Source organism: Pediococcus acidilactici (assembly GCF_016127815.1).
Lineage (GTDB): Bacteria > Bacillota > Bacilli > Lactobacillales > Lactobacillaceae > Pediococcus > Pediococcus acidilactici.
On sequence record NZ_CP066046.1, the window covers coordinates 1,730,584 to 1,754,619 of the forward strand.

A 24,036-nucleotide genomic window follows, 5' to 3' on the forward strand; every position below is an offset into this window, starting at 1 on the left:
CTCTTTCGAGTTACTTGCCACGTTCTACTTGGTTAAGTCCTCGACCGATTAGTACTAGTCCGCTCCATGTATCGCTACACTTCCACTTCTAGCCTATCTACCTGATCATCTCTCAGGGGTCTTACTTGCCCGAAGGCAATGGGAAATCTCATCTTGAGGCGAGTTTCACACTTAGATGCTTTCAGCGTTTATCTCATCCACACATAGCTACCCAGCGATGCTCCTGGCGGAACAACTGGTACACCAGCGGTGTGTCCATCCCGGTCCTCTCGTACTAAGGACAGCTCCTCTCAAATTTCCTACGCCCGCGACGGATAGGGACCGAACTGTCTCACGACGTTCTGAACCCAGCTCGCGTACCGCTTTAATGGGCGAACAGCCCAACCCTTGGGACCGACTACAGCCCCAGGATGCGATGAGCCGACATCGAGGTGCCAAACCTCCCCGTCGATGTGAACTCTTGGGGAGATAAGCCTGTTATCCCCAGGGTAGCTTTTATCCGTTGAGCGATGGCCCTTCCATACGGAACCACCGGATCACTAAGCCCGACTTTCGTCCCTGCTCGACCTGTCTGTCTCGCAGTCAAGCTCCCTTCTGCCTTTACACTCTGCGAATGATTTCCAACCATTCTGAGGGAACCTTTGGGCGCCTCCGTTACCTTTTAGGAGGCGACCGCCCCAGTCAAACTGCCCACCAGACACTGTCTCCCGCCACGATTAGTGGCGCGGGTTAGAGGGTTCATACAACGAGGGTAGTATCCCACTTGCGCCTCCTCCGAAACTAGCGTTCCGGATTCTACGGCTCCTACCTATTCTGTACAAGCTGTACAAACACTCAATATCAAGTTACAGTAAAGCTCCATGGGGTCTTTCCGTCCTGTCGCGGGTAACCCGCATCTTCACGGGTATTATAATTTCACCGAGTCTCTCGTTGAGACAGTGCCCAGATCGTTACGCCTTTCGTGCGGGTCGGAACTTACCCGACAAGGAATTTCGCTACCTTAGGACCGTTATAGTTACGGCCGCCGTTTACTGGGGCTTCAGTTCAAAGCTTCGCTTACGCTAACTCATCCCCTTAACCTTCCAGCACCGGGCAGGCGTCAGCCCCTATACGTCATCTTACGATTTTGCAGAAACCTGTGTTTTTGATAAACAGTCGCCTGGGCCTTTTCACTGCGGCTGATCTTGCGATCAGCACCCCTTCTCCCGAAGTTACGGGGTCATTTTGCCGAGTTCCTTAACGAGAGTTCTCTCGCTCACCTTAGGATACTCTCCTCGACTACCTGTGTCGGTTTGCGGTACGGGTAGTTAAACTCTAACTAGAAGCTTTTCTCGGCAGCGTGACGTCAGGAACTTCGTTACTTAAATTTCACTCCCCATCACCGCTTGTCCTTAAGAAATCAAGCATTTGACTCGACTTCAGACTTACGGCTTGGACACCCACTTCCAATCGGGTGCATTCCTTAGCCTCCTGCGTCCCTCCATTGTTCAAACAAGTTTAACTAGTACAGGAATCTCAACCTGTTATCCATCGCCTACGCCTCTCGGCCTCGGCTTAGGTCCCGACTAACCCTGGGAGGACGAGCCTTCCCCAGGAAACCTTAGTCATACGGTGGATAGGATTCTCACCTATCTTTCGCTACTCATACCGGCATTCTCACTTCTAAGCGCTCCAACAGTCCTCACGGTCTGCCTTCGTCGCCCTTAGAACGCTCTCCTATCACGCCACCTAATGGTGGCATCCACAGTCTCGGTAATATGTTTAAGCCCCGGTACATTTTCGGCGCAGGATCACTCGACTAGTGAGCTATTACGCACTCTTTAAATGGTGGCTGCTTCTGAGCCAACATCCTAGTTGTCTATGCAACTCCACATCCTTTTCCACTTAACATATATTTAGGGACCTTAACTGGTGGTCTGGGCTGTTCCCCTTTCGACGATGGATCTTATCACTCACCGTCTGACTCCCGGACATAAATCGATGGCATTCGGAGTTTATCTGAATTCGGTAACCCATGACGGGCCCCTAGTCCAAACAGTGGCTCTACCTCCACGATCCTAATTCCGAGGCTAGCCCTAAAGCTATTTCGGAGAGAACCAGCTATCTCCAAGTTCGTTTGGAATTTCACCGCTACCCACACCTCATCTCAGCACTTTTCAACGTACACGAGTTCGGTCCTCCAGTGCGTTTTACCGCACCTTCAACCTGGACATGGGTAGGTCACTTGGTTTCGGGTCTACATCCGCATACTAATTCGCCCTCTTCAGACTCGCTTTCGCTTCGGCTCCGTCTCTTCAACTTAACCTGGCATACGAACGTAACTCGCCGGTTCATTCTACAAAAGGCACGCCATCACCCATTAACGGGCTCTGACTTCTTGTAGGCACATGGTTTCAAGAACTATTTCACTCCCCTTCCGGGGTGCTTTTCACCTTTCCCTCACGGTACTGGTTCACTATCGGTCACTAGGTAGTATTTAGCCTTGGGAGATGGTCCTCCCGGATTCCAACGGAATTTCACGTGCTCCGCCGTACTCAGGATCCTGAACTGAGGGAGCTTGATTTAACTTACGGGGCTGTCACCCTCTCTGGCTGGCCTTCCCAGGCCCTTCAGCTATCAAGCTCTTTGGTAACTCAAATGTTCAGTCCTACAACCCCAAGAAGCAAGCTTCTTGGTTTGGGCTGTTCCCGTTTCGCTCGCCGCTACTCAGGGAATCGAATTTTCTTTCTGTTCCTGTGGGTACTGAGATGTTTCAGTTCCCCACGTTTACCTTCACACATCCTATGAATTCAGATGCGGATAATAGTCGATTAAAACTATTGGGTTGCCCCATTCGGAAATCCCCGGATCAAAGCTTACTTACAGCTCCCCGAGGCATATCGGTGTTAGTCCCGTCCTTCATCGGCTCCTAGTACCAAGGCATCCACCATGCGCCTTTCCTAACTTAACCTAACTTTACCTACGGTAAAGCGATTAATTGAGTATTGCGATTATTTTGAACTAATCTTGTTTAACTCTTTAAAATTACGCGGTTTTCTCTCGGTTTAATTATGATTAATTAAAATTAGAAAATTATAGATATTATTCAGTTTTCAAAGAACAAAAGTGAGAGTAGACCTCTCAAAACTAAACAAAACTTTGACTCGTGTGCGGTTCCGTATTATTCCTTAGAAAGGAGGTGATCCAGCCGCAGGTTCTCCTACGGCTACCTTGTTACGACTTCACCCTAATCATCTGTCCCACCTTAGACGGCTAGCTCCTAAAAGGTTACCCCACCGGCTTTGGGTGTTACAAACTCTCATGGTGTGACGGGCGGTGTGTACAAGGCCCGGGAACGTATTCACCGCGGCATGCTGATCCGCGATTACTAGCGATTCCGACTTCGTGTAGGCGAGTTGCAGCCTACAGTCCGAACTGAGAATGGTTTTAAGAGATTAGCTAAACCTCGCGGTTTCGCGACTCGTTGTACCATCCATTGTAGCACGTGTGTAGCCCAGGTCATAAGGGGCATGATGATTTGACGTCGTCCCCACCTTCCTCCGGTTTGTCACCGGCAGTCTCACTAGAGTGCCCAACTGAATGCTGGCAACTAGTAATAAGGGTTGCGCTCGTTGCGGGACTTAACCCAACATCTCACGACACGAGCTGACGACAACCATGCACCACCTGTCATTCTGTCCCCGAAGGGAACGCCTAATCTCTTAGGTTGGCAGAAGATGTCAAGACCTGGTAAGGTTCTTCGCGTAGCTTCGAATTAAACCACATGCTCCACCGCTTGTGCGGGCCCCCGTCAATTCTTTTGAGTTTCAACCTTGCGGTCGTACTCCCCAGGCGGATTACTTAATGCGTTAGCTGCAGCACTGAAGGGCGGAAACCCTCCAACACTTAGTAATCATCGTTTACGGCATGGACTACCAGGGTATCTAATCCTGTTCGCTACCCATGCTTTCGAGCCTCAGCGTCAGTTACAGACCAGACAGCCGCCTTCGCCACTGGTGTTCTTCCATATATCTACGCATTTCACCGCTACACATGGAGTTCCACTGTCCTCTTCTGCACTCAAGTCTCCCAGTTTCCAATGCACTTCTTCGGTTGAGCCGAAGGCTTTCACATTAGACTTAAAAGACCGCCTGCGCTCGCTTTACGCCCAATAAATCCGGATAACGCTTGCCACCTACGTATTACCGCGGCTGCTGGCACGTAGTTAGCCGTGGCTTTCTGGTTAAATACCGTCACTGGGTGAACAGTTACTCTCACCCACGTTCTTCTTTAACAACAGAGCTTTACGAGCCGAAACCCTTCTTCACTCACGCGGCGTTGCTCCATCAGACTTGCGTCCATTGTGGAAGATTCCCTACTGCTGCCTCCCGTAGGAGTCTGGGCCGTGTCTCAGTCCCAATGTGGCCGATTACCCTCTCAGGTCGGCTACGCATCATCGCCTTGGTGAGCCGTTACCTCACCAACTAGCTAATGCGCCGCGGGTCCATCCAGAAGTGATAGCAGAGCCATCTTTTAAAAGAAAACCAGGCGGTTTTCTCTGTTATACGGTATTAGCATCTGTTTCCAGGTGTTATCCCCTGCTTCTGGGCAGGTTACCCACGTGTTACTCACCCGTCCGCCACTCACTTCGTGTTAAAATCTCATTCAGTGCAAGCACGTCATAATCAATTAACGGAAGTTCGTTCGACTTGCATGTATTAGGCACGCCGCCAGCGTTCATCCTGAGCCAAGATCAAACTCTCATATTAAAATGATGAGTCTTTTTCAAGCTCATTAATTGTTTGTTTTTGCGAATTGACTTCGCATGTTTGTTCTCACTAAATCAATTTGATTTGCGAGTCCTCACACGATCGTTTGTCAAAATTTTGTTCAGTTTTCAAAGGTCTACCATCGTTGTGTTAACAACGTTTATGTCGTTTAACACAACTTTTTAAGTATATCGTGAGGAGCAATTTATGTCAAGGATTAATTTCAATCAATTTGAAGAATCAATGACGTTGTCCCTCGCGACAACAGAAATATACTATACACTCATCTCCGGCACCCGTCAACACTTTTGTGACATTTATTTTAATTTTTGTGCAAAAAGATTACGAAGCGGTTTCATTTTATTACCATTGCTTTACTATCATCGTTTCCTACGCAAACAAAAAGTGCGCCATCCCAACCTATTTGGAACAACACACTTTCCTTTATTCAAGTTTTTACAAATCTTCTGGAACATTATCAATCGGTATTACGGTCATGGCACCTTGCCGAAAGACGTTAACGTGATGAATGTCGTGAGCTTTCAACATTGCTAATGCATCTTGAAAATGGTTTTCGTAGTTAGTAACGTCATGTGCGTCTGAGCCAATTGTGTAACGCTTGCCGCCGAGTTGTTTGTAAATCTCAATAGCGTAATCATACAAACCAATATTGCGATACTTATACATACTCTTGGTGTTCAACTCAAACGCCATGTTATTTTCAATTGCTACTTTAAAAATCTTCGTAAGCAGGACGCCTGCCGTCGTAGCAAACTGTCCCGAAGTTAAGTTCAAACGCCGAACTCCGTAATCAAAATGCGCCAAAACATCCGCGTCGTGATATTCGTTAATTCCTTGCCACATCATTTGGTAGTATTCCTGCGTGACCTTCAACGGATCGAGATGGGCAACCTGTTCATCTTGGAAATCCATCTCGCCATTTTGATGGAAGCCTAACAAGCGCAAGTCGAACGCGTGATGAGCCATGTAATCCTTAATGCGATCAATTTGACCGGCTGAAACGCCAATCTCGACGCCCTTATAGATTCGTTTACCAGTAGCCTTCTTCAATCGTTCAATTTCAGTAACGTATCCGGTATAGTCCGGAATGCTATCTTTTTTATCCGCGTCAGGATTATTAAATTCCAAATGTTCCGTTGAAACGAAATCATCTCCGGAAACTTTTAGGTAATTTTCCATCTTTTCGTCCGAATCAAACGAAAAATCGGTGTGTACGTGTTGGTCATAATACAACATAAATATCGCCCTCCGTTCTTGGTGCAAGCCCTTCCTAATGCTATTTTAGCACAATCAGAGAGTGACTGAACGGATTTAGCTCACAGGATTGATAATTAACCACCTAATTAAGCCAAGTCTTCTCCATTAGATTGGATAACCTTTTGATACCACGCAAACGAATCCTTTTTAGACCGGTTTAGCGTTCCGTTTCCTTCATCGTCTTTATCAACGTATATAAATCCGTAGCGCTTCGACATTTGTCCTGTGGAAGCTGAAACAAGGTCGATGAACCCCCACGGCGTATATCCCATTAAGTCCACACCGTCGAGTTCAACCGCCTTCTCCATTTCTTCAATATGTGCCCGTAAGTAGGCCACGCGGTACGGATCGTGGATCTGGCCGTCTTCCGTTACCTTGTCATAAGCGCCCAACCCATTTTCTACAATGAATAGTGGTAAATGATAGCGATCCGTCAACCAGTTCAATGAATAACGTAATCCAACCGGATCAATCGACCAGCCCCAGTCACTAGTTTTAACGTGCGGATTATCCACCACGATCTTTTCCAATGGCAACTCGTCGGCATCTAAATCCATCCCTGCCGGAAGAGCAACCGTATAAGAACTGTAATAACTAAATCCAACGTAATCCACAGTTCCTTCCTTTAAGAGCTGCCGATCTTCTTCGGTAATGTCTGCACGATAGCCCTTCCGTTGGAGGTACGCCTCAATATTCGCCGGATAAACGCCATTTACGTGTACGTCGGAGAACCAGTAGCGACGTTGCATTAGTCGTTCCGCAAGCATGACGTTATTTGGCGCAGAATTCAATGGGTATAGCGGTGTGAAATTGATCATGCAACCAATTTGGAAATCGGGATTGATTTCATGACCTAATTTCACGGCACGGGCGCTCGCTACTAACTCGTAGTGGGCTGCCTGGTACATTGCCGCTTCCCGATTTTCCCCGTCCTTAAAAATTAGTCCCGAATTGGTTGCCATCAAAAAGTCGTTGTTGTACATCGTTTGGTTGTTAATTTCGTTAAAGGTCATCCAATACTTAACCTTGCTACGATAGCGTTTGAAACAAACTTCCGCGAACCGAACGAACAGGTCAATCACCCGACGATCCGCAAAACCGTTGTACTTTTCCACTAAATGATACGGCATTTCAAAATGTGCCAGCGTAACCACCGGCTCAATGCCATACTTCAGACATTCATCAAACAAGTTGTCATAAAATTGCAGACCGGCTTCGTTAGGCTTTGGGTCGTCGCCATTCGGGAAAATTCTCGTCCAGGCAATTGAGGTCCGAAACGCCTTAATCCCCAATTCTGCAAATAACTTCACGTCGTCTTTATAGCGGTGGTAAAAATCAATCCCCTCATGATTGGGATAGTTCTTGCCCGGAACCACTCCGTCAGTGATTTCCCGCGGGTGATCTTTAGTACCGGCAGTCATTACGTCTGCAACGCTAACGCCTTTTCCATCCGCTTGCCAAGCTCCTTCTAGTTGATGAGCAGCTACTGCGCCACCCCACAAGAAATTTTTAGGTAATTTTGTCATGTGCTCGTCTCCCTTGTTAAATTGATGAAATCCCTTACATTTTATTTTGCACCGTCCCATTGATTTTGTACAATTTTTTGGCAAACAAAAAACATGTTTCGCGAATAAAACGCAAAACATGCCCCACCTTATTTTTTATTCTGTAAAGATTTGCGTTCGGGACTTACCCAAGTCCCAGATCCCAATCCAAAGATGGTTTTTAAGGCTGGGATAAACGTGGTTACCACCGTAATGGGGTTAATCATCCAAAAGAAAAGCATGTACAACGGAGCAAAGATGATGTACTTAAGCTTGGCCGCGTGATGATCTAGTAACAAGGCCGCCAATAGCTGAAAAAAGCCGGCAATGATTTCAAAGGCAATAAAGATAAAGGCCATCATAAAACCACGGAAAACGGTGTCGTAATGCCCAGTTAGATACGCGCCGCCCATGGTGATTGCGAAAATAATTGCCGTAATCACGAAGAAAAACGACCAGATAATCGAAAGGGTTGAATCGATAAACATTGACATTTGGTAACGGTGTTTAATGGGGTGCCGGACGAATTTCTTGATGTTCGTTAACCAGACTTCCGTCCCGCCCTGTGCCCAGCGCTTACGTTGCCGATAAAGATCACGGATCGATTCTGGCACGTTCATGTGAAACACAATGTTGGGCGCAAACCGGGGCACCGCGCCAATCATCTGGTGGTCCCAGGCGATGCTAATGTCCTCCGTCGCCCGATTTTGGCGAAAACCACCCACGTCAATTAAAAAGTCCTTCTTATACATGGTGTTGGCGCCACTGTAGGCGTACATTGAATCGTTAACCGCGGTTTGGCTGCGTTTGATTACTCCCACGATGCTTGAAAATTCTACGGTTTGGGCTTTACCAATGATTTTAGTTCGATTTTGGACGTCCATGTTTGCGGTTACCGCAGACGTGTTGATGTCGCGATCACTCAAAAAAAAGTTCATGTACTTCATCAACGCGTCGGGTTCAGGAATGGTGTCGGCGTCGTTACTCAAAATGTATTCGCCCTTAGCAAAGTACATCCCGATGTTGAAAGCGTGAGCCTTCCACTTATTTTTCTTAATTTTAATGGTGCGCAAACTTGGATAACGCTCCCGGAGCCGGGCCAAAATCGCAGTGGTCTGGTCCGTGGAACCGTCGTCCATCACTAATACTTCAAAATTATCATAGTTAATTTCTTCAAATAGGTAGGTAATCGTTTCTTCAATCATTACCTCTTCGTTATGGGCGGGGATCATGATTGTTACCATCGGTTGCTCTTCTGCAGGCAAATTTCGCCAATTATCGTCGCGTTTGTTAGCTTTCAAAAATCGGTAAGATAACGAGCCGGTAAACCAAAAGAACGCCCCCACTACGGGGTACAAGCATAAAATTAATAGTACAAAATTAGCCGCAGTAGCTAAAAAGCTACCTTTAAACAGATTGTTAAATACAATCGGCGCCATGTCCCTACTCCTTATTTAAATCATCCAAGTTGGCTTCCTGATATAAATGATGAATTTCGTCCGTATCCAGATTTTGTTCGGGCTCTACTTCATAGTATTTTACGTTTTCGCGAAACTCTTCATCTCCAAAACGGTCGGTCATGAATTTCTCTAAACGTGATTCCCGTTTTCGCTGGTTAATTGGGTTAAACGTCGGCCACTGTTCGGCCAAGCGATCCCGCCGCCGGTTTTGGATAATGGTCATGCTAACCGCAAATAGCCCCGCCATCGCAAAGGCAAATAGCAAAACTGCCGCTAAGAACTTAATCTCAAAAATCCCTTCTGGATAGGCCCATAGATGGGGAATCCGTGGATCAGATTGTGCCCATAAGGCAGTTGCCGTGATGGTTACTGGAACGATTACCCCAATCCATCCCAAAAGGGCGACTAAAGTTTGCCGAATCTTCAGCCCCCAGTGTCCTTTTTCAAAATACGGGTCGGTATATAATTGTTGCCTTTTATCTTTCATTTTTCTGCACCTCGATGAACGTCCTCGGGCTTGCCAAAAAGGTAGCCTTGCCGGGCATCAATTTGTAATTGTTCTGCTAACGCTTGATCCGTAGCATTTTCAATCCCTACTAAAACCAATTTAATATGGTTCTTGCGTGCCAAACGATTCCAAAACTGAAGGTTTAAATCAAGCCATTCATGCGGGTCCTCTTTACGAAAACTCCGCATCGAAGCCTTCAAAATATCAATTTCAGGTAAGAGCCATTCAATACTTTTTAAATCATTTAGTTCCGAACCCACGTTATTAACGGAAAATTGCATCCCGTAATTTCGCCCCATTTGGATTTGTTGCCTTAATAAACGCCGGTTCACCCGTTTTTCCATGGCTTTGATCGAGATTTCTACCGCCAAATTCATCGGTTCAATTTTCGTGATGGCCCACCGAATGAAGTATTCAAAGTCCCGACTAATAATTTGTTGGTAAGTTAGTTTGATGGACAGGGTGACCGGCTCCGTTGGCAGGGAAACAAAGGTGTCTTCTAATAAATCGATCACACGTCGTAACGGTAAAGAATTAAAATCTTGCGGCAACGTCCATTGCCCTGCGGCGTCCTGGGTACGCAATAAGCATTCGTAACCCGTAATTTGGCCATGCCGATCAACTTGCTTCTGGATAAAATAGCGTAACGGAATGTGCGGATCACGCAAATAATTGCCGCCCCGATACCTCGTTTTCCAAAAGTAAACTCCAATAATAACCACCGTTAAAACCGCCATTAAAATTGCTAGCCAAAACAAAAAATCTTCCAGTTGATTTAGAGTCATTGCGCTACCTCACTATAGCTGACATTTTTGATATATTCAGTTTTTAGTACACTAGAGAAGCATTTTACCCCAAAAGGGGCTTTAAGGCGAGGAAACTATTGGTCCAAAATAAAACGGGCCTAAAAGATTGCTCTTTTAGGCCCGCATATTCATCTTTAAAAGTACTAAGCAATGCTTTGAATGAACTCTTCAACTTCTGCTGGGGTGTGGCGTTCGCCTTTTCCAAAGCGTGCCAATTCCTTGCCATCTTCTAACGCGATAAAACTAGGAATTCCCATAATGCCAAAGTGTTGAGCTACTTCCAAGTTGTCGTCACGGTCAACCGTGATCCAATCGTATTGGTCGTATTTCTTCATGATTTCAGGCATTGCTGGTTTGATGAACGCGCAATCTGGGCACCATCCGGCGGTAAAGAAGAGCATCTTCTTACCAGTTTTAATTGCATCAAAAATTTCTTCGTTAGTTAAGTTTGCTTGATTACTCATTATGAACGTCTCCTTTTATAAGGTCGCTAGCTAACCGAAAGTTGGACTTACTTTTTGTAAGCTAACTTTACATTAATATTCTAACAGCTTCCTTTGACTTTGACAACTGAATCATCTCAGCTTAACCAAAACACAAAAAACACACCCAGACCGGCTCCAGGTGTGCTAGCAAAAAAATAAAGAAAGATATCAATAATCTCAATGTGAGGCAGTTGTTTAATAGAAAATGGGGTATGAAGTTTCTAAATTTAAAACCTAGAAGTTTCATTTTTTCTACCATGCCAAATGCGTAGCTCTTAACTACGATTATTATGTTAATACTTTAAACATTGTATAGTGTCTCAATTTTTTAATTAAAATGACTAAAATCAGAAATTTAAAGAAAATCTATCGGATAAAGCACAAAATCAGACCCCATTACGGCTTTCAAATTGCTAAAAATTCAAAATTTACCCATCTAAGCTTTAAGTTTAGTACTTTTTCGATTCATTTTAGCAGGTTCAACTGTCTAAAATGTCCATCTTATCCAACAGCTTTTCACGTGGAACAATTTATTTAGTTTGCAACGTGAACCAAAAGGACTGTTTGACCGTCCAAATTTTTAAATCAAAAGGTTGGTAAGGTAAATCTTCACCATTAACCTGACCATGTTCCGGAGCAAAGGAATGCACCAGAACTTCCCGTCCCGTCGCAAAGAACACGTCGGGCATTGCTAAATGGGAACCATCCTTCAACAGCTTAGCAAAAAGGCGGATAAATCGCAGTAACGTTAATTTTTCCGTGATTACCACGTCTAATTTGCCATCATCTAACCGAGCCTGCGGAGCAATTCCCACCCCGCCACCAAAATATTTGATGTTCGTAATTGAAACCAAAAAGGCATTTTTAAATTGTCGGGTTTTCCCGTCGATCGTCACACTCATTGGAAAGCCCTTTTGTTTAACCAGCGTTTTTAACAACGCGGTAATGTACGCGGTCGATTCTAAGTGCCATTTGCTTAACTTGATTTTTTGTCCTTGGTTGGCTTGGTAAACGACACTGGCGTCAAACCCAATTCCCACGTTGTTACTAAAGTAGTGGACCACCGGCTCCTTGCGGTCTTGGTATGCTCCAACATCTAAAACGGTCGGCTGGGTCGTTTGGATCAACTGTTGTAACGCCAAATAAGGGTCGCGGGATAAACCCACGGCCCGGGCAAAATCATTTCCTGATCCCGCTGGAATGTATCCCAACGGAATCGTTGCATCAACACGTTGGATGCCTTCAAGAACTTCCATGAGGGTGCCATCCCCGCCAAACGCGACAATTATCCACCCCCTTCCGATGACTGGTGGCAAATTGTTGTGCTAATTCAGTGGCATGCCGGGGATATTCGGTAACCACACTATCAAACTCAACCTGGTTTTGGACCAGTAAATGGTGCATTTTTTGCCAAGTTTCAGCGGAATGGCGGGCTCCCGCCCATTTATTGATAATAAAGTAGTATTTCATCTGCTTGCTCACCATTACTTCACAAACTTCTCCAAGAAGTGCGCCACCTCTTCGCGATAACGCTTTGGATCAGCCTTCAAGGCTTGCACGTGGTCAGCTTGGTTGACCAGATATACCCAACTTGGTACTTGGGCAGCCTCCACTAGGTCGTCCAACATTTCAATTGGCACAAACCGGTCCGCTTCGCCATGGATAAACATAATCGGTACCCGAACCTTTTTGATTTGGGCTTCGATGTCGGCTTCCTTAAATGAATATCCGGCCTCTTTTTCCGTTAACAGACTAGCAATTAGTGCTAGCTCCCGAGGCGGTAAGTGGTAGTAGCGCTTGAGGCGGTGCCGGAACTGCTGATCAAGCCGGTTGAAACTACTGTCCTCAATCACCGCCACCACGTTAGATGCAATGTCGGGTTCTCCAGCAGCCGCAATTACCGTGGCCGCTCCCATGCTGATTCCCATCAAGACAATCTTTTCATCAGCATTAGTTAACATTACCGCACGTTGCACCCAACGCACGTAATCGCGCCGGTCTAACCAACCAAAGCCGATTAGATTTCCTTCACTTTCACCATGACTGCGGGCGTCCGGCATCAACACGTTATAACCCAGTTCATAAAAAATCTTCGCGTAAGGAATCATTTGCCGACGGGCGTGATGGTATCCGTGCGCCATGATCACCGTGTGTTTGGTGGGTTGCGGTTGGCGAATGAAGGAAGCTTTTAATTGCAGTCCATCTTCGCTAAGCATTTGTACCGTTTCCGGATGCTGCTGGTTGAACCACGCCAAATTTAAGGCATCATTATCTTCACTTTCCGAACGTTCAATCGCCCGGTTTTTCGCTTTTTCGGTATTTTTAATGCCTACTAAGAAACTTGCATAACCACCGATTCCCATTCCAGCGGTCACGCCGACTAGTGCCGCACCGAGTCCGGCCAACACGTATTTAGTGCTTCTCTTCATCTTTTGAGGCTCCTTATCTTTCCTTAAAAAATCATTCTTCTGCGATAAAAATTTACTTTCTTTCATAAATACTATATCAATTTTCCGCAGAAAAGTGCTATAGTATTTATGTAAGGGGTCCGTAGCTCAGTTGGGAGAGCATCTGCTTCGCATGCAGGGGGTCGACGGTTCAAGTCCGTTCGGATCCATTAACGGTTACATAAATTAACGATAAGTACCAAACTTTTCTGGGAGAAATGTCTCGCAGGTAAAGACTTGGTTAACGAATGGAGAGCTGAATTTTGGATTCGGCTCTTTTTTGTTTAGCAATTTATTTTAGCTTCCCGCCACTGAAAAAACTCATAATTATTGAAGAGTTGCTTTCAACAATTATGAGTTTTTCACTTATTTTCGTCCGTTTCTAGTTATTTCAAATCCTCATCAATATGACGCTTCAATTGACTAAACCGAATCCGATTTCCGATATTCTGAATCCCGTGCAGCTTAAGGTCCTCTCGAATTCCGTTATTCATTTTATCAAGGATTGCTGCTAGTTGAGCTCGTTCGTCGTCATTTAAATAATCCAAATATTCAGGAATATAAAACAAACTCTTCTTTGCTTCTTTTTTGCCTTTTTCGGTTAATTTGATGAGTTGTACACGGCCATCAGTGGGCGACTTTTGTTTGGTAACGTAGCCTTTTTTTAGTAATTTGGCAATGAATTCTGCAATTGACTGCACACTAATTCCCAATCGCTGCGATAGTTCTTTTTGTGAGATATTATCGCCCTCGCTTAAGGCCACTAAAATTTTATTTTGTCCCTTAAACACTGGCAAATGGCGTTCTGCCTGTTCGTCAGCCATATTTTGTAATGCCGTAAATTCAAATAATTTAGCCGCTAATTGGTGTTTTTTTACTAGTTTATCCAACATAACTCACCCATCTCTCACTTATATAGCCCTATTATATCAAGCCGTTTGACAGATTAAAACTAAATAATCAGGCCCCTTGACTATTTAATCAGGTGCCCTTATAATATTTTTAGTCAGGGCCCCTGAACATCATTCGACACATTAAGTGAGGGTTTATCATCAACCTCAAATATGCAATTGAAATTAACAATTTAAATAAAATGTACGGCAACCAGAGTGCGGTAAAACAAGTTTCCTTTAACGTCAAATGCGGAGAAGTGTTTGCCTTACTTGGCCCTAATGGAGCTGGGAAAACCACTATTCTACGGATGTTAACTACCTTATTAAAACCTACTAGCGGTTCACTTAGAATCATGGAACACGACGTTCAATCGGAACCTCAGACCGTTCGAACCTTTTTTGGTTTAACTGGTCAATATGCTTCGATTGACGAAGATTTATCCGCGCGGGAAAATTTAACGTTCTTTGCTCGTTTGAACGGACTTTCTCGCCAGCAAGCTAAGCAGCGAACTACCGAACTGCTTGAAGAATTTTCATTAGTAAATTCCGCGGATAAAGCAATTGCTGCCTTTTCTGGTGGCATGCGCCGGCGCTTAGATTTAGCAGTTAGTTTGATTGCCCGTCCCCAAATCATTTTCTTGGATGAACCCACCACCGGGCTGGACCCTCGCACCCGTTCCCAGATGTGGGATACCATCCGCAAGTTGGTTGCTTCGGGATCGACGATCGTCTTAACCACCCAGTATCTTGAAGAAGCCGACGCATTAGCTGATCACATCGCGGTAATTGACCACGGCAAACTGGTCGGGTTAGGAACTCCCGATGAGTTAAAGGCCCAAATTGGCGGGGAAAAGTTGCGCCTAGCGGTGAAAAACAAGCTTCAAGCCCAGCAAGCCTGCCGAATCGTCACTGCAATTACGCAAGAAAAGGTTCACCAAGCTGGTAATGAAATCACGGCGCCGCTCCGAGACGTGAATGGCTTAGCCGATATCCTTAACCGTCTTCGTGCTTCTAACATCGAAATAACTACGCTAGCCGTTGAAAAACCATCGCTAGACGACGTCTTCTTTGCCATGACGGTCGGTAAAAACTAACTTATTAGGAGGATTTAGCAATGTTTAACACAACTACTCGAAAAACAAATATTATTGCAAGCACCGGTACCATGACTTACCGTAATTTGTTAAAAACGCTGCACAATCCCGATGAACTGCTTGACGTGGTCGTTCAACCCGCCCTGTTTATGTTGCTTTTCGGGTATCTATTTAGCGGGGCCATTTATGGTAGCGTAAGTTCTTATTTAAAGATTTTAGTTCCTGGAATTCTGATGCAGTCCTTAATTTCCGCAGCTGCCGGTTCAGCCACCCAGATTAGTACTGACATCCATTCTGGCATTTACGACCGTCTTAAATCATTACCGATTCCACAAGTTGCTCCCCTTGCCGGCCAGCTCTTTGCTGGTATTTTACGGTTAGCCGTCGCAGCGACCGCAGCCTTAACGACCGGGTATTTGATGGGGTGGCACCCGGAAGCTGGGTTAGGATGGTTAATCATGGTTATTTTTTTGGACATATTTTTAGGCTGGGCCTTAAGCTGGATATTCGCCCTTTATGGACTGGTTGCTAAAAGTCCTACGTTAGTTGAAAGTGTGTCATTAATGACCATGTTAGTATTAGTATTCCTTTCAAACGCCTTTGTACCGGTTAAATCCTTGCCCCACTTCATGCGAATTTTAGTAACGATAAACCCGGTATCCCACGTGATTAGCGCCAATCGTGCCATGTTAAATGCGGGATACTGGCCGCGGGAGGCTTGGATAGTTTTATGCGCGGGAATTGGCATTGTTGCCGTTTTTGCGCCAATTACCGTTTTGGTTTATAAGCGAAAATAATTGTTTGGCCTTGGTTATTTGATTTTTGTAAACTAATGTTTGATATCACGGCCTTAATGGCTAAAAAATAAAAAAGCTTTTCAAGAATAGAAAACTCTTGAAAAGTTTTTTGGTACGTGGAGTTTTAATGATCAGCGTGCACGTCAAAAGCTGACAGCAGCATTTCCTTTACCCCTGGAGCATCCGGATCATGCATACCTTTTTTCGTATCTAACGCGCGAATTGCAGTCATTTCTTCTTCCGTTAATGTAAAATCAAAAATATCCAAATTACTTTTAATCCGTTCATCGTGAACTGATTTTGGAAAAACAATTATCCCTTCTTGATTTTCGAAGCGTAAAATAATTTGTCCAGCATTTTTTTGATACTTTTCCGCCAATTTAACGATGACCGGTTCATTTAGTAACTTTGCGTTGCCTTGCCCTAATGGAGCCCATGCTTCTAATTTTACGTTATTAGCCTCTAAAATTTTTCGTAATTCTTTTTGTTGAAAATACGGGTTAAATTCCACTTGGTTAACCGCTGGCATTGTCTCAAATTGAGGTACAAAATGTTGCCAAATTTTCGGCGTCATGTTGGAAACTCCAATCGAACGGATTTTCCCTGCTTTTTTTGCTGCTTCCATCGCTCGCCAAGCTCCAGGAACGTCTCCGTAAGGCTGGTGAATTAAATAAAGGTCGATATAGTCTAATCCCAGCTTTTGCAACGACAAATCAATAGCCTTTTTGGCGGATTCGTATCCATAATCTTGTAGCCACAACTTACTAGTTACCCAAATTTGTTCGCGCGGAATGCCGCTATCTTTAATAGCTCGTCCAACTTCTTGTTCATTAAAATAAGCCACTGCTGTATCAACGTGTCGGTATCCTGCCGCTAAAGCTTTAGTTACGGCTTGATAAGTGGTCCCATCGTTAGGAATTTGAAAAGTACCAAATCCAATTGCAGGAATTTCATTACCATCATTTAATTTAATTTTATTTATATTCGTCATAATTACACCACTCCTCTAATTATCGTAATTGTTTCAAACTTTTCCCAAAGATTTGTTCAATGGTTACCGGATCACGGTGATCAAAAAACTGGCTTTCATGCCGATTTAAGGTGCTCATTAAATTCATATCTGCATCGTCTAACTCAAAATCAAAAACCGCAATATTCTCTTCCATACGCACGCGGTGGACACTCTTAGGAATCACCGTAATGTTCCGCTGTAGTAACCAACGTAAAATTATTTGACCCACCGTTTTATGATGTTTTTCAGCAATTTGCTGGATAAGCTCATTTTTAAATATATCATGCTTACCTTCTGCAAACGGGGCCCACGCTTCTACCCGAACATCTTCACGTTGATTAACCGCAACTTCCTTCACTTGTTGATACCAAGGATTTACTTCAATTTGATTAACGGCTGGCTTTACTTCCATCGTTAATTCTAGGTTTTTTAGCTGATCCCCGTAGAAATTAGAAACCCCGATCGCCCGAATTTTACCGGCACGATAAGCCTCTTGCATGGCTCGCCATGCTCCCATCACGTCACCATAGGGCTGATGTAAAAGGTATAAGTCTAAATAATCCGTCCCTAAACGTTGCAATGAGGCATCAATTCCTTTTTTAGCCCGTTCGTAGGTAAAATCTGATACCCATAATTTTGAAGTGACAAATATGTCTTCACGGTTAATACCACTTTCTTTAATTGCTTTGCCGACTGCCGTTTCATTTTGGTAAGCCGTTGCCGTATCAATTAAGCGATACCCCACGTCCAAAGCATTTTTCACCGCTTTTTCTGCTTCATTAGCATCTGGAATTTGGAAAACTCCATAACCTAATTGTGGCATTTCAATTCCGTTATTTAATTTCACCTTTGGAATTTTTATCATTACAATCTCCTCCTCAAAACTGATTGTAATTATCCTAACGTGCAAAAAAATAATTGAAAATTGCTTGTTTTACATGCTAGTATTCGTTTAAGACATACTAAGCAGGAGGCAGCCTTTATGATTGATACTTACCTTTGGCAAGAACTAGTCGTTTTCGCTAAAACTGGTACTCTAGCTAAAACTGCAGAAACCTTACATATTACCCAGCCGTCCGTGACTCGGGGACTCCAAAAGTTAGAAGAGACCTTAGGAGTATCGCTTTTTGATCATCAACCTAATAAGCTCACCCTAACCACAATTGGCGAACTAGCTGTCCAAGAGGGTGAGCAAATCCTGCAACGTCAGCAACTCGCAATTAAAAAAATCCGGAATTTTGCGGATCAAGAAGACGTAATTAAAATTGCGTCGACCGCCCCCGGACCGCTACTCCTACTTAACAGACTTTCGGTGGCCCAATTAAATATCACGCAAAATCTATTGGATACTGATAATGTAATTAAAAGCTTATTAAATAACCGGTTTACAGGAATTATTTCTAACCAAGAAATACAAAATAAAGATATTGAATCTGTTTATCTAGGCAAAGAATCGTTGGTAGTTCATCTGGATAAATTTATGTACCACTCTAACCAAGCTTCCATATCTTTTAAAGAACTGAAGGGCATCAACTTTGTAGTTCTTACTGATATCGGCCCATGGCAAACCATTATCCAACAAAAAATTCCTGAAGCTAAGTTCATGTATCAAGCACAACGGTTTGCGTTTAATGAAATCACTAAGTACTCTAACTTTCCTTACTTTTCGACTAATCTCTCCTCGTTCGATTCAGAATACACCACTTCGCTAAGTGATACGGACGATCGGGTTCCTATTCCGGTTAATGACGAAACTGCAACTATGGAATTTTACATCAGTTATTTAAAAACTAATCGTCCTAAAATGGCTCCGCTAGCCCAAAAAATTGCCCAGGCCTGGCCACAATCGTTCTGACCATGGTTTACTTGATGAAGGTAATAATGCTTTTCCTGAAAACCATCTGTAGCAATAACAGCACAACTGCTTTTGGCAACTGATGATTTTTTTATGTTTAATCGTAAAGTTAGCTAAAGTAAGTTTAAAAACTTTACATTTGGATTCTTAAAAACGCTCAACGGGTCGTTCCTAGAAAACCGTTGAGCGTTTTATGTCGTATCAATTTATTAAAAATTATTCTCACAACCTAGTTCTATACCAATTCCCCGAAAAAAAATTTATCATAACGATTACGAGTAATTTATTTCACTGCAAGCCCGTTCTCATCGGGTTCCTTTTATCGTAGAATTGGTCTAGTAAACTTTTACGGGTCTTACCTTCTGGAATTAATCCGCGTATACTATTTGGGTACTGCTTTTTTAATAAGTTTTTTAAGCCTGAATCAGCTTTCTACCGGGCTAATACAAATCATAGAAAGAAGGACTTTATTTTGCAAAGTACACAAGACACAGATTTACGTTACAATCCTCAATCACCAATGCGGGTGTTTAACTTGCATTGGTATAAGGACCAGATGAGCGGGTGGATGACTTCGAGCTACATATTGTTAGCTTGCGGTACCCTTTTTCTTTTAGCAACGGGCCTATACCACAACTTTAACGCCCTCGGAATCACTTCCACCATCGCTGGAATAATTGGTTTTACGTGTACTTTGAGTATTACCAACGGCAAACCCATCAACGGGGTGTTGGGATTCGTTTCCGCCTTGATGCTGATCTACGTAGCCTCAATTACCGGCAACTACAGCGACGTGGTGATGCAAACCGCCTACATCTTCCTCTTGGATATTCCGGTTGTGCTCAATAAGAACTGGAACAGTAGCGAAGGACTTTCTCCACGTTTGCTAACCGGCAAATACATCGGGCAAACCGTAGTGACGTTCATCATTTTTTGGGCGATTACCTACGGCTTAGACACCGTAATCCTAACGAGTCCACGTCCAGTGATCGATTCGCTTAGCGCAACGATTGGCTTAACCGGGGCCATTCTAACGGTGCGGCGCTTCCGTTCCAGCTATTACTTCTGGTTTGCGCAAAGCATCATGAGCATCACTTTATGGAGTGTGACGGCGATTGCCGGGCATCCCGTTTGGGTACTTTTCTTTACCTACTGCCTATACTTGCTAAACGACATTATTGCTTTGGCAAGCAGTAAATGGTTCCACGACCGTGCTTAAAATCAGTAAATGATTGGAATAATATGCAATTAAAACACCTCCAATGTTGGTAATTCCAACTATGGAGGTGTTTTAGTGTTCAGCTATTTTCTATTTTAACCAGGGTTTCTCTTCAAGAAATTAAATATTTTCCTTTTCTTCTTTTTTTTTGGCTTTGAAAATAACGCCAATTCGTCCAATCAGTAATAGAATAGCTCCGAATACTATATAACTTGCATACCTGTTAAACTTTAAATTCTTAAACCAAAAGCCATGAATATTTGATAGGTGTACTAAAACACCTGACAAAAATATCAGCCCGAAAATATCTAACGATGTAATAAATAATGGGTATCGATCGACAAATGAATGGGTACATTCCTTAGTATTTGAACAACCACATGCTAAATACGTCTTCCCGGAAAGAACACCAATTGATTGAATTAGTAAGAAGATTAATACTAGTAAACCCATCATCAAAATTGAGCCTGCTATTAACGTACTTGAGAGCGGAGCCTTTTTTACATTGGTAAAAATTTCCTTAAACGCATCGAATCCGCCAAACAGACCAAATATCAACGCAGAAAAAATACCCAGAATTGATATAAATTGGTTCTGAGTACCTTCTAATTTTTCTTGTGCATCACTAAGGTCTTGTGTCGCTTTTTCCAACTTCGCTGTAGTATTTTTAGCCTCTTCACGTACTTGATTGATTTCGTCAAAGAAGGTTTTATACTGTTCCAACGCTAATTTAATATGATTTTTTATCTTATCAGGTACCTCTTTCAAAGCTTCGTATTTTTTGGCTTCGTCCACTTGATCTTCTAAACCGCTAATTGTTTTTTTCATCTGATCCAAATTAGCTTGCCAAAATAATGATGCTTCATTAGTATTTCGATTATCGTCATCATCCATTTTAACGTCGTCATAGTGAGTATAAACATAATGGGTAATTCCCGGATAATCAACGGTAATCTGCTTTTTTTGAAGATACATTGTCACAACATATAAATCCATTTTTTCCGGACCCATTTCATCTTCAAAAAGACTTGCTAGCAACTGTTCTTCATTTACCATGGCCAGTTTTCCGCCTTAGAAAAATAGTTATGAATGTCTTCGTTATTATATTTAATTTTTCGTTGCCCATTTTCAATGGCCTCTCGTTGCTCAGCCCACATCGGCTCCTCATGGGTCTTTTCCACAAGGTCAAAAGGACGATCGTTATATTTACGCCAAATTTTTTCTGCTAAATTAGTAATTTCTTCCTGATCGTTGGCATCTAACTCCACTTGATCAGCATCAACAATGGACCAGTCTCCATTTTCATCCTCTTCAATGTAAGAATAGGTTTGTTGAATTGGTGCCACCCCATTTTCTTTAAACGAATGGTACACATTTGGCACTACGGGACCGTATCCCCACATCTCAATATCATCTTGGAAAAGGGGCGCATCGTCTTCCTTACGCAAATAATCAGCTTGTAAATAGTACAATATCTTCAACAACATCAAATTGGTAATTTTTTGTTGATGCTTGTTAAAATACTTCACTAAAAAGTTGGCTACATCAATTGCTTTGTATGGTCGTTTTCGTAATTCTTCTCCCATCACTTGCACTCCTTTCCACCAAACTCTTATCGCGTATTCCCTAGTTAAATTCTACCAGTTTCCCTCCTTTCTATAAAGAAATTACGAAAAAAGTCGGAAATAAATTTCCGACTTTCAAATCCATTAAACTTCGTGCACGTAGTCACCACGGTCAATAGTGGTATAACTAATTTCTTGCGCATCCGCGTTCAACGTTTGCTTAGTAAATGCCAAGCCTAACCCGGTTTGAACGTAAACTGCCCGTTTTTGGAGGTCATATCCTGACCAGTAGCGGGTGTAGTCAGAAATTGGTGCATCAGCCGTCTTGCGTTCGATACCTTCAGGAATAATTACCGGACGGAAAGCTGCGTAAAGTTGGGCAATTCCGCGGTCAGCAGTGAAATCATCCATTGCATTCGCGATGGTAAAACTACGGACAAACCGTGCTGGTGAGGTGTATGAACCAGGAAGTCCAGCCATTCCGTAGCCGGTTCCGCCTTCAATTGGTGGTAAGGTTACGCCGTTTTTATAAGTCCGCGGATCCTTCACGTCTACGTCGGTTAATCCCAAGTAGTTGCGCAAGTTGGTAGTGTGCCAGCTGTATTCAGGGCTGTTAGTTACTACTCCAACTGAATCGTACAACTTGAAAGCTCCGTTTTCGACCGGTTCCAAAACTACTCCGTCGCCACTTTCGTCAACGAAATTATAATGGAGCGGGAAAGTAAATCCTTGCCCGTTAACTTGGGTTGCTTGATCTGCTAATCCAAATTCTTGATAATGTTCCCGGATCTCAGCCACGCTTTTGAAATTAGTCAACACGTATGTAACAAATTCCGTGTTCATGAGCGGCGTTAACCCTCGCTGTTTCAAGTTTTCTAACGAGTCGGCGGTGCTTTCAAACAGCACCTGTAAGTCGCCCGCTAAGCCAGCTTCGTTAATTCCATCAAATAAGATTGGAGTGCCTTTAACTCCGACTCCCATCGTGGCATATTTGGCCGTCCAATCAGTCAGTTGACTAGCAACCTTCGCTTCCGCTGGGATGGTGGTAATCACGCTTTCCGCACCCCCATCTTCACCGAACATCGTCATTGCTAAATCCATGGTTCGGCCCCAGAATTTGGCACCATTTTCTGCAGTAAGTTCAATACTCGTGCACATACTTTGTCCCTCTTTCTTTTCGAATATCTCTTTTATAGCACTTTTGCCTATCGGATAAAAGAATGTGAAACTTTTTAGGGACAAATATTTTTTCTTAGTTAAAGCTAGTTCCCACCTGGGTGATTGCGGGGATTAAGAGGTGTTCCACTCCTAGGTAAAGTGCGATGAATAACACTGCTTCAGCTAAGATGGCTACGTAAATGCGGTCAAATTCAAACTTCAATTTTTCTTCGAAGAAGGTGGCAATGAAGCCAAGGTTTAAGCCTGCCAAGGCCATTCCAAGCAACGCCCGGAACAAAATATCCGGCATGTCAGTGGTCACTTCGTCAACCAATTCGGGACCAGCCACAAAAAGCATTCCCAAAGCTAGTAACCCGAGTACCAAGGCGTAGTTTACAAAGTGCGCTAACTTATTGGTGTAAGTGAACCAAGTAACCGTCTGCCCCTTTGCTCCTAAGAATTGAGTGACTAAAACCCCCACCAATACCATCAAAGCAAATAACACCGCAAAAATTGCGAGGAATTTTAGAAATACCCCGAAAGTAAAAGGGGTTTCCATGATTACACTTACTTTAACTTTACTATCCAACGCGTTAAAAGTTTGGCGTCCCGAAACTATTAGTATTAGTGCACTAACAATTGCAAAAATTACAAAAGTGGTAATCCCGTATAGCGGATTGGTGGTTTCTGGGTAACTAAACGGATGTTTGACCGACGTGGTTAGCCAGTTCCAGTAGCTTTTAGCATATTCTTTGGTTTGATCCACCGTTGCGCTAACCTTTTCTTTATCAATGGTTGCGGAAGCTGCCGTCGAGTTCGCGTCGTTGGCTGTCTCTTTAGCAGTTGCGGCTGCGGTCGTCGGGGCTTCTTGGGCCTGAGTCGTAGACCTTGGGGCCTTGGTTTCATCTACCGCATCGCTTTCAGGTGCTGCCGTGGTGGTCGCCGTTTTTTCAGCTTTCAAATCAGTTGCGGCTGGTATAGCGCTAGTTGTCGTGGTTACCGTTTCTTGGGTGGTTGCTGGCTTTTCAGTCACCTTTTCCGCTGCTGCTGAATTCGCTGGTGCTTCCGGAGCCTGCATTTGGGCTACCGGGGTACCGCAACTAGTGCAAAATTGATCTCCTGGTTCGATTGCAGTGCCACATTTAGTACAAAATTTCATTTCCTTCA

At 43.8% G+C, this 24,036-nt stretch carries 20 protein-coding genes, 1 tRNA gene and 2 rRNA genes; 5 read left to right on the top strand and 18 right to left on the bottom strand.

Going from position 1 to position 24,036, the window contains the following annotated elements:
• Positions 1 to 28: 28 nt before the first annotated feature.
• The 11 genes from I6H64_RS08505 to I6H64_RS08550 form a co-directional block, all read right to left on the bottom strand.
• A 23S ribosomal RNA gene (locus I6H64_RS08505) occupies positions 29 to 2,950 on the bottom strand.
• 221 nt (positions 2,951 to 3,171) lie between these two features.
• Positions 3,172 to 4,748, bottom strand: a 16S ribosomal RNA gene (locus I6H64_RS08510).
• Together the 16S and 23S rRNA genes form the textbook arrangement of a ribosomal RNA operon.
• Positions 4,749 to 5,204: 456 nt before the next feature.
• On the bottom strand, positions 5,205 to 6,005 hold the full coding sequence (locus I6H64_RS08515) for a PHP domain-containing protein (RefSeq protein ID WP_008842450.1): 801 nt from the start codon (positions 6,003 to 6,005) through the stop codon (positions 5,205 to 5,207).
• A gap of 107 nt (positions 6,006 to 6,112) precedes the next feature.
• A complete protein-coding gene (locus I6H64_RS08520; protein ID WP_008842449.1) occupies positions 6,113 to 7,552 on the bottom strand; it encodes a 6-phospho-beta-glucosidase in 1,440 nt (479 codons plus the stop codon).
• 128 nt (positions 7,553 to 7,680) lie between these two features.
• Positions 7,681 to 9,009 (bottom strand): glycosyltransferase family 2 protein, encoded by a 1,329-nt coding sequence (locus tag I6H64_RS08525; RefSeq protein WP_008842448.1) that lies wholly within the window; start codon positions 9,007 to 9,009, stop codon positions 7,681 to 7,683.
• 4 nt (positions 9,010 to 9,013) lie between these two features.
• Complete coding sequence (locus tag I6H64_RS08530; protein WP_008842447.1) at positions 9,014 to 9,517, bottom strand: hypothetical protein; 504 nt, start codon at positions 9,515 to 9,517, stop codon at positions 9,014 to 9,016.
• On the bottom strand, positions 9,514 to 10,323 hold the full coding sequence (locus I6H64_RS08535) for an EAL domain-containing protein (RefSeq protein ID WP_008842446.1): 810 nt from the start codon (positions 10,321 to 10,323) through the stop codon (positions 9,514 to 9,516). Before I6H64_RS08535 ends, I6H64_RS08530 begins: the two co-directional genes overlap by 4 nt.
• 164 nt (positions 10,324 to 10,487) lie before the next feature.
• Positions 10,488 to 10,808: a thioredoxin family protein gene (locus I6H64_RS08540; RefSeq protein ID WP_002829247.1), complete on the bottom strand. Its 321-nt coding sequence runs from the start codon at positions 10,806 to 10,808 to the stop codon at positions 10,488 to 10,490.
• Positions 10,809 to 11,359: 551 nt separating this feature from the next.
• A complete protein-coding gene (locus I6H64_RS08545) occupies positions 11,360 to 12,085 on the bottom strand; it encodes a diacylglycerol/lipid kinase family protein (protein WP_008842299.1) in 726 nt (241 codons plus the stop codon).
• Complete coding sequence (locus tag I6H64_RS10250) at positions 12,072 to 12,299, bottom strand: diacylglycerol kinase family protein (protein ID WP_008842300.1); 228 nt, start codon at positions 12,297 to 12,299, stop codon at positions 12,072 to 12,074. The genes I6H64_RS08545 and I6H64_RS10250 overlap by 14 nt, the downstream gene beginning before the upstream one ends.
• 14 nt (positions 12,300 to 12,313) lie before the next feature.
• The gene (locus I6H64_RS08550; RefSeq protein ID WP_024862735.1) at positions 12,314 to 13,258 is read right to left on the bottom strand and encodes an alpha/beta hydrolase; all 945 of its coding nucleotides are present in this window, start codon (positions 13,256 to 13,258) and stop codon (positions 12,314 to 12,316) included.
• Positions 13,259 to 13,373: 115 nt separating this feature from the next.
• Between I6H64_RS08550 and I6H64_RS08555 the strand changes: the two genes are divergently transcribed.
• Positions 13,374 to 13,446: transfer RNA gene (locus tag I6H64_RS08555), tRNA-Ala, on the top strand.
• 216 nt (positions 13,447 to 13,662) lie between these two features.
• On the opposite strand, the gene I6H64_RS08560 is transcribed toward I6H64_RS08555, so the two are convergent.
• Positions 13,663 to 14,169: a MarR family winged helix-turn-helix transcriptional regulator gene (locus I6H64_RS08560; RefSeq protein WP_008842302.1), complete on the bottom strand. Its 507-nt coding sequence runs from the start codon at positions 14,167 to 14,169 to the stop codon at positions 13,663 to 13,665.
• Positions 14,170 to 14,369: 200 nt separating this feature from the next.
• Between I6H64_RS08560 and I6H64_RS08565 the strand changes: the two genes are divergently transcribed.
• On the top strand, positions 14,370 to 15,263 hold the full coding sequence (locus tag I6H64_RS08565) for a daunorubicin resistance protein DrrA family ABC transporter ATP-binding protein (protein WP_008842303.1): 894 nt from the start codon (positions 14,370 to 14,372) through the stop codon (positions 15,261 to 15,263).
• 20 nt (positions 15,264 to 15,283) lie between these two features.
• Positions 15,284 to 16,060: an ABC transporter permease gene (locus tag I6H64_RS08570; protein ID WP_008842304.1), complete on the top strand. Its 777-nt coding sequence runs from the start codon at positions 15,284 to 15,286 to the stop codon at positions 16,058 to 16,060.
• Between the two features lie 124 nt (positions 16,061 to 16,184).
• Here the strand turns inward: I6H64_RS08570 and I6H64_RS08575 are convergent, their stop codons facing one another.
• Positions 16,185 to 17,051: an aldo/keto reductase gene (locus I6H64_RS08575; RefSeq protein ID WP_008842305.1), complete on the bottom strand. Its 867-nt coding sequence runs from the start codon at positions 17,049 to 17,051 to the stop codon at positions 16,185 to 16,187.
• Positions 17,052 to 17,070: 19 nt separating this feature from the next.
• Positions 17,071 to 17,937, bottom strand: coding sequence for an aldo/keto reductase (locus I6H64_RS08580; protein ID WP_024862739.1), 867 nt, complete (start codon positions 17,935 to 17,937; stop codon positions 17,071 to 17,073).
• A gap of 117 nt (positions 17,938 to 18,054) precedes the next feature.
• On the opposite strand from I6H64_RS08580, the gene I6H64_RS08585 reads away from it, so the two are divergent.
• Positions 18,055 to 18,927 (top strand): LysR family transcriptional regulator, encoded by an 873-nt coding sequence (locus I6H64_RS08585; RefSeq protein ID WP_008842308.1) that lies wholly within the window; start codon positions 18,055 to 18,057, stop codon positions 18,925 to 18,927.
• 472 nt (positions 18,928 to 19,399) lie between these two features.
• Positions 19,400 to 20,146, top strand: coding sequence for a nicotinamide riboside transporter PnuC (gene pnuC, locus I6H64_RS08590; protein ID WP_008842309.1), 747 nt, complete (start codon positions 19,400 to 19,402; stop codon positions 20,144 to 20,146).
• A 120-nt stretch (positions 20,147 to 20,266) separates the two neighbouring features.
• On the opposite strand, the gene I6H64_RS08595 is transcribed toward pnuC, so the two are convergent.
• The 4 genes from I6H64_RS08595 to I6H64_RS08610 all read right to left on the bottom strand — a co-directional run bounded on the left by I6H64_RS08595 (position 20,267) and on the right by I6H64_RS08610 (position 24,028).
• Complete coding sequence (locus I6H64_RS08595) at positions 20,267 to 21,202, bottom strand: ABC transporter permease (protein WP_056985232.1); 936 nt, start codon at positions 21,200 to 21,202, stop codon at positions 20,267 to 20,269.
• The gene (locus I6H64_RS08600; protein WP_008842311.1) at positions 21,196 to 21,732 is read right to left on the bottom strand and encodes a Panacea domain-containing protein; all 537 of its coding nucleotides are present in this window, start codon (positions 21,730 to 21,732) and stop codon (positions 21,196 to 21,198) included. Before I6H64_RS08600 ends, I6H64_RS08595 begins: the two co-directional genes overlap by 7 nt.
• A 123-nt stretch (positions 21,733 to 21,855) precedes the next feature.
• Positions 21,856 to 22,869, bottom strand: a complete 1,014-nt coding sequence (locus tag I6H64_RS08605) for a linear amide C-N hydrolase (protein ID WP_008842312.1) — start codon at positions 22,867 to 22,869, stop codon at positions 21,856 to 21,858.
• A gap of 94 nt (positions 22,870 to 22,963) precedes the next feature.
• The gene (locus I6H64_RS08610; RefSeq protein WP_144235492.1) at positions 22,964 to 24,028 is read right to left on the bottom strand and encodes a zinc-ribbon domain-containing protein; all 1,065 of its coding nucleotides are present in this window, start codon (positions 24,026 to 24,028) and stop codon (positions 22,964 to 22,966) included.
• Positions 24,029 to 24,036: the final 8 nt, after the last annotated feature.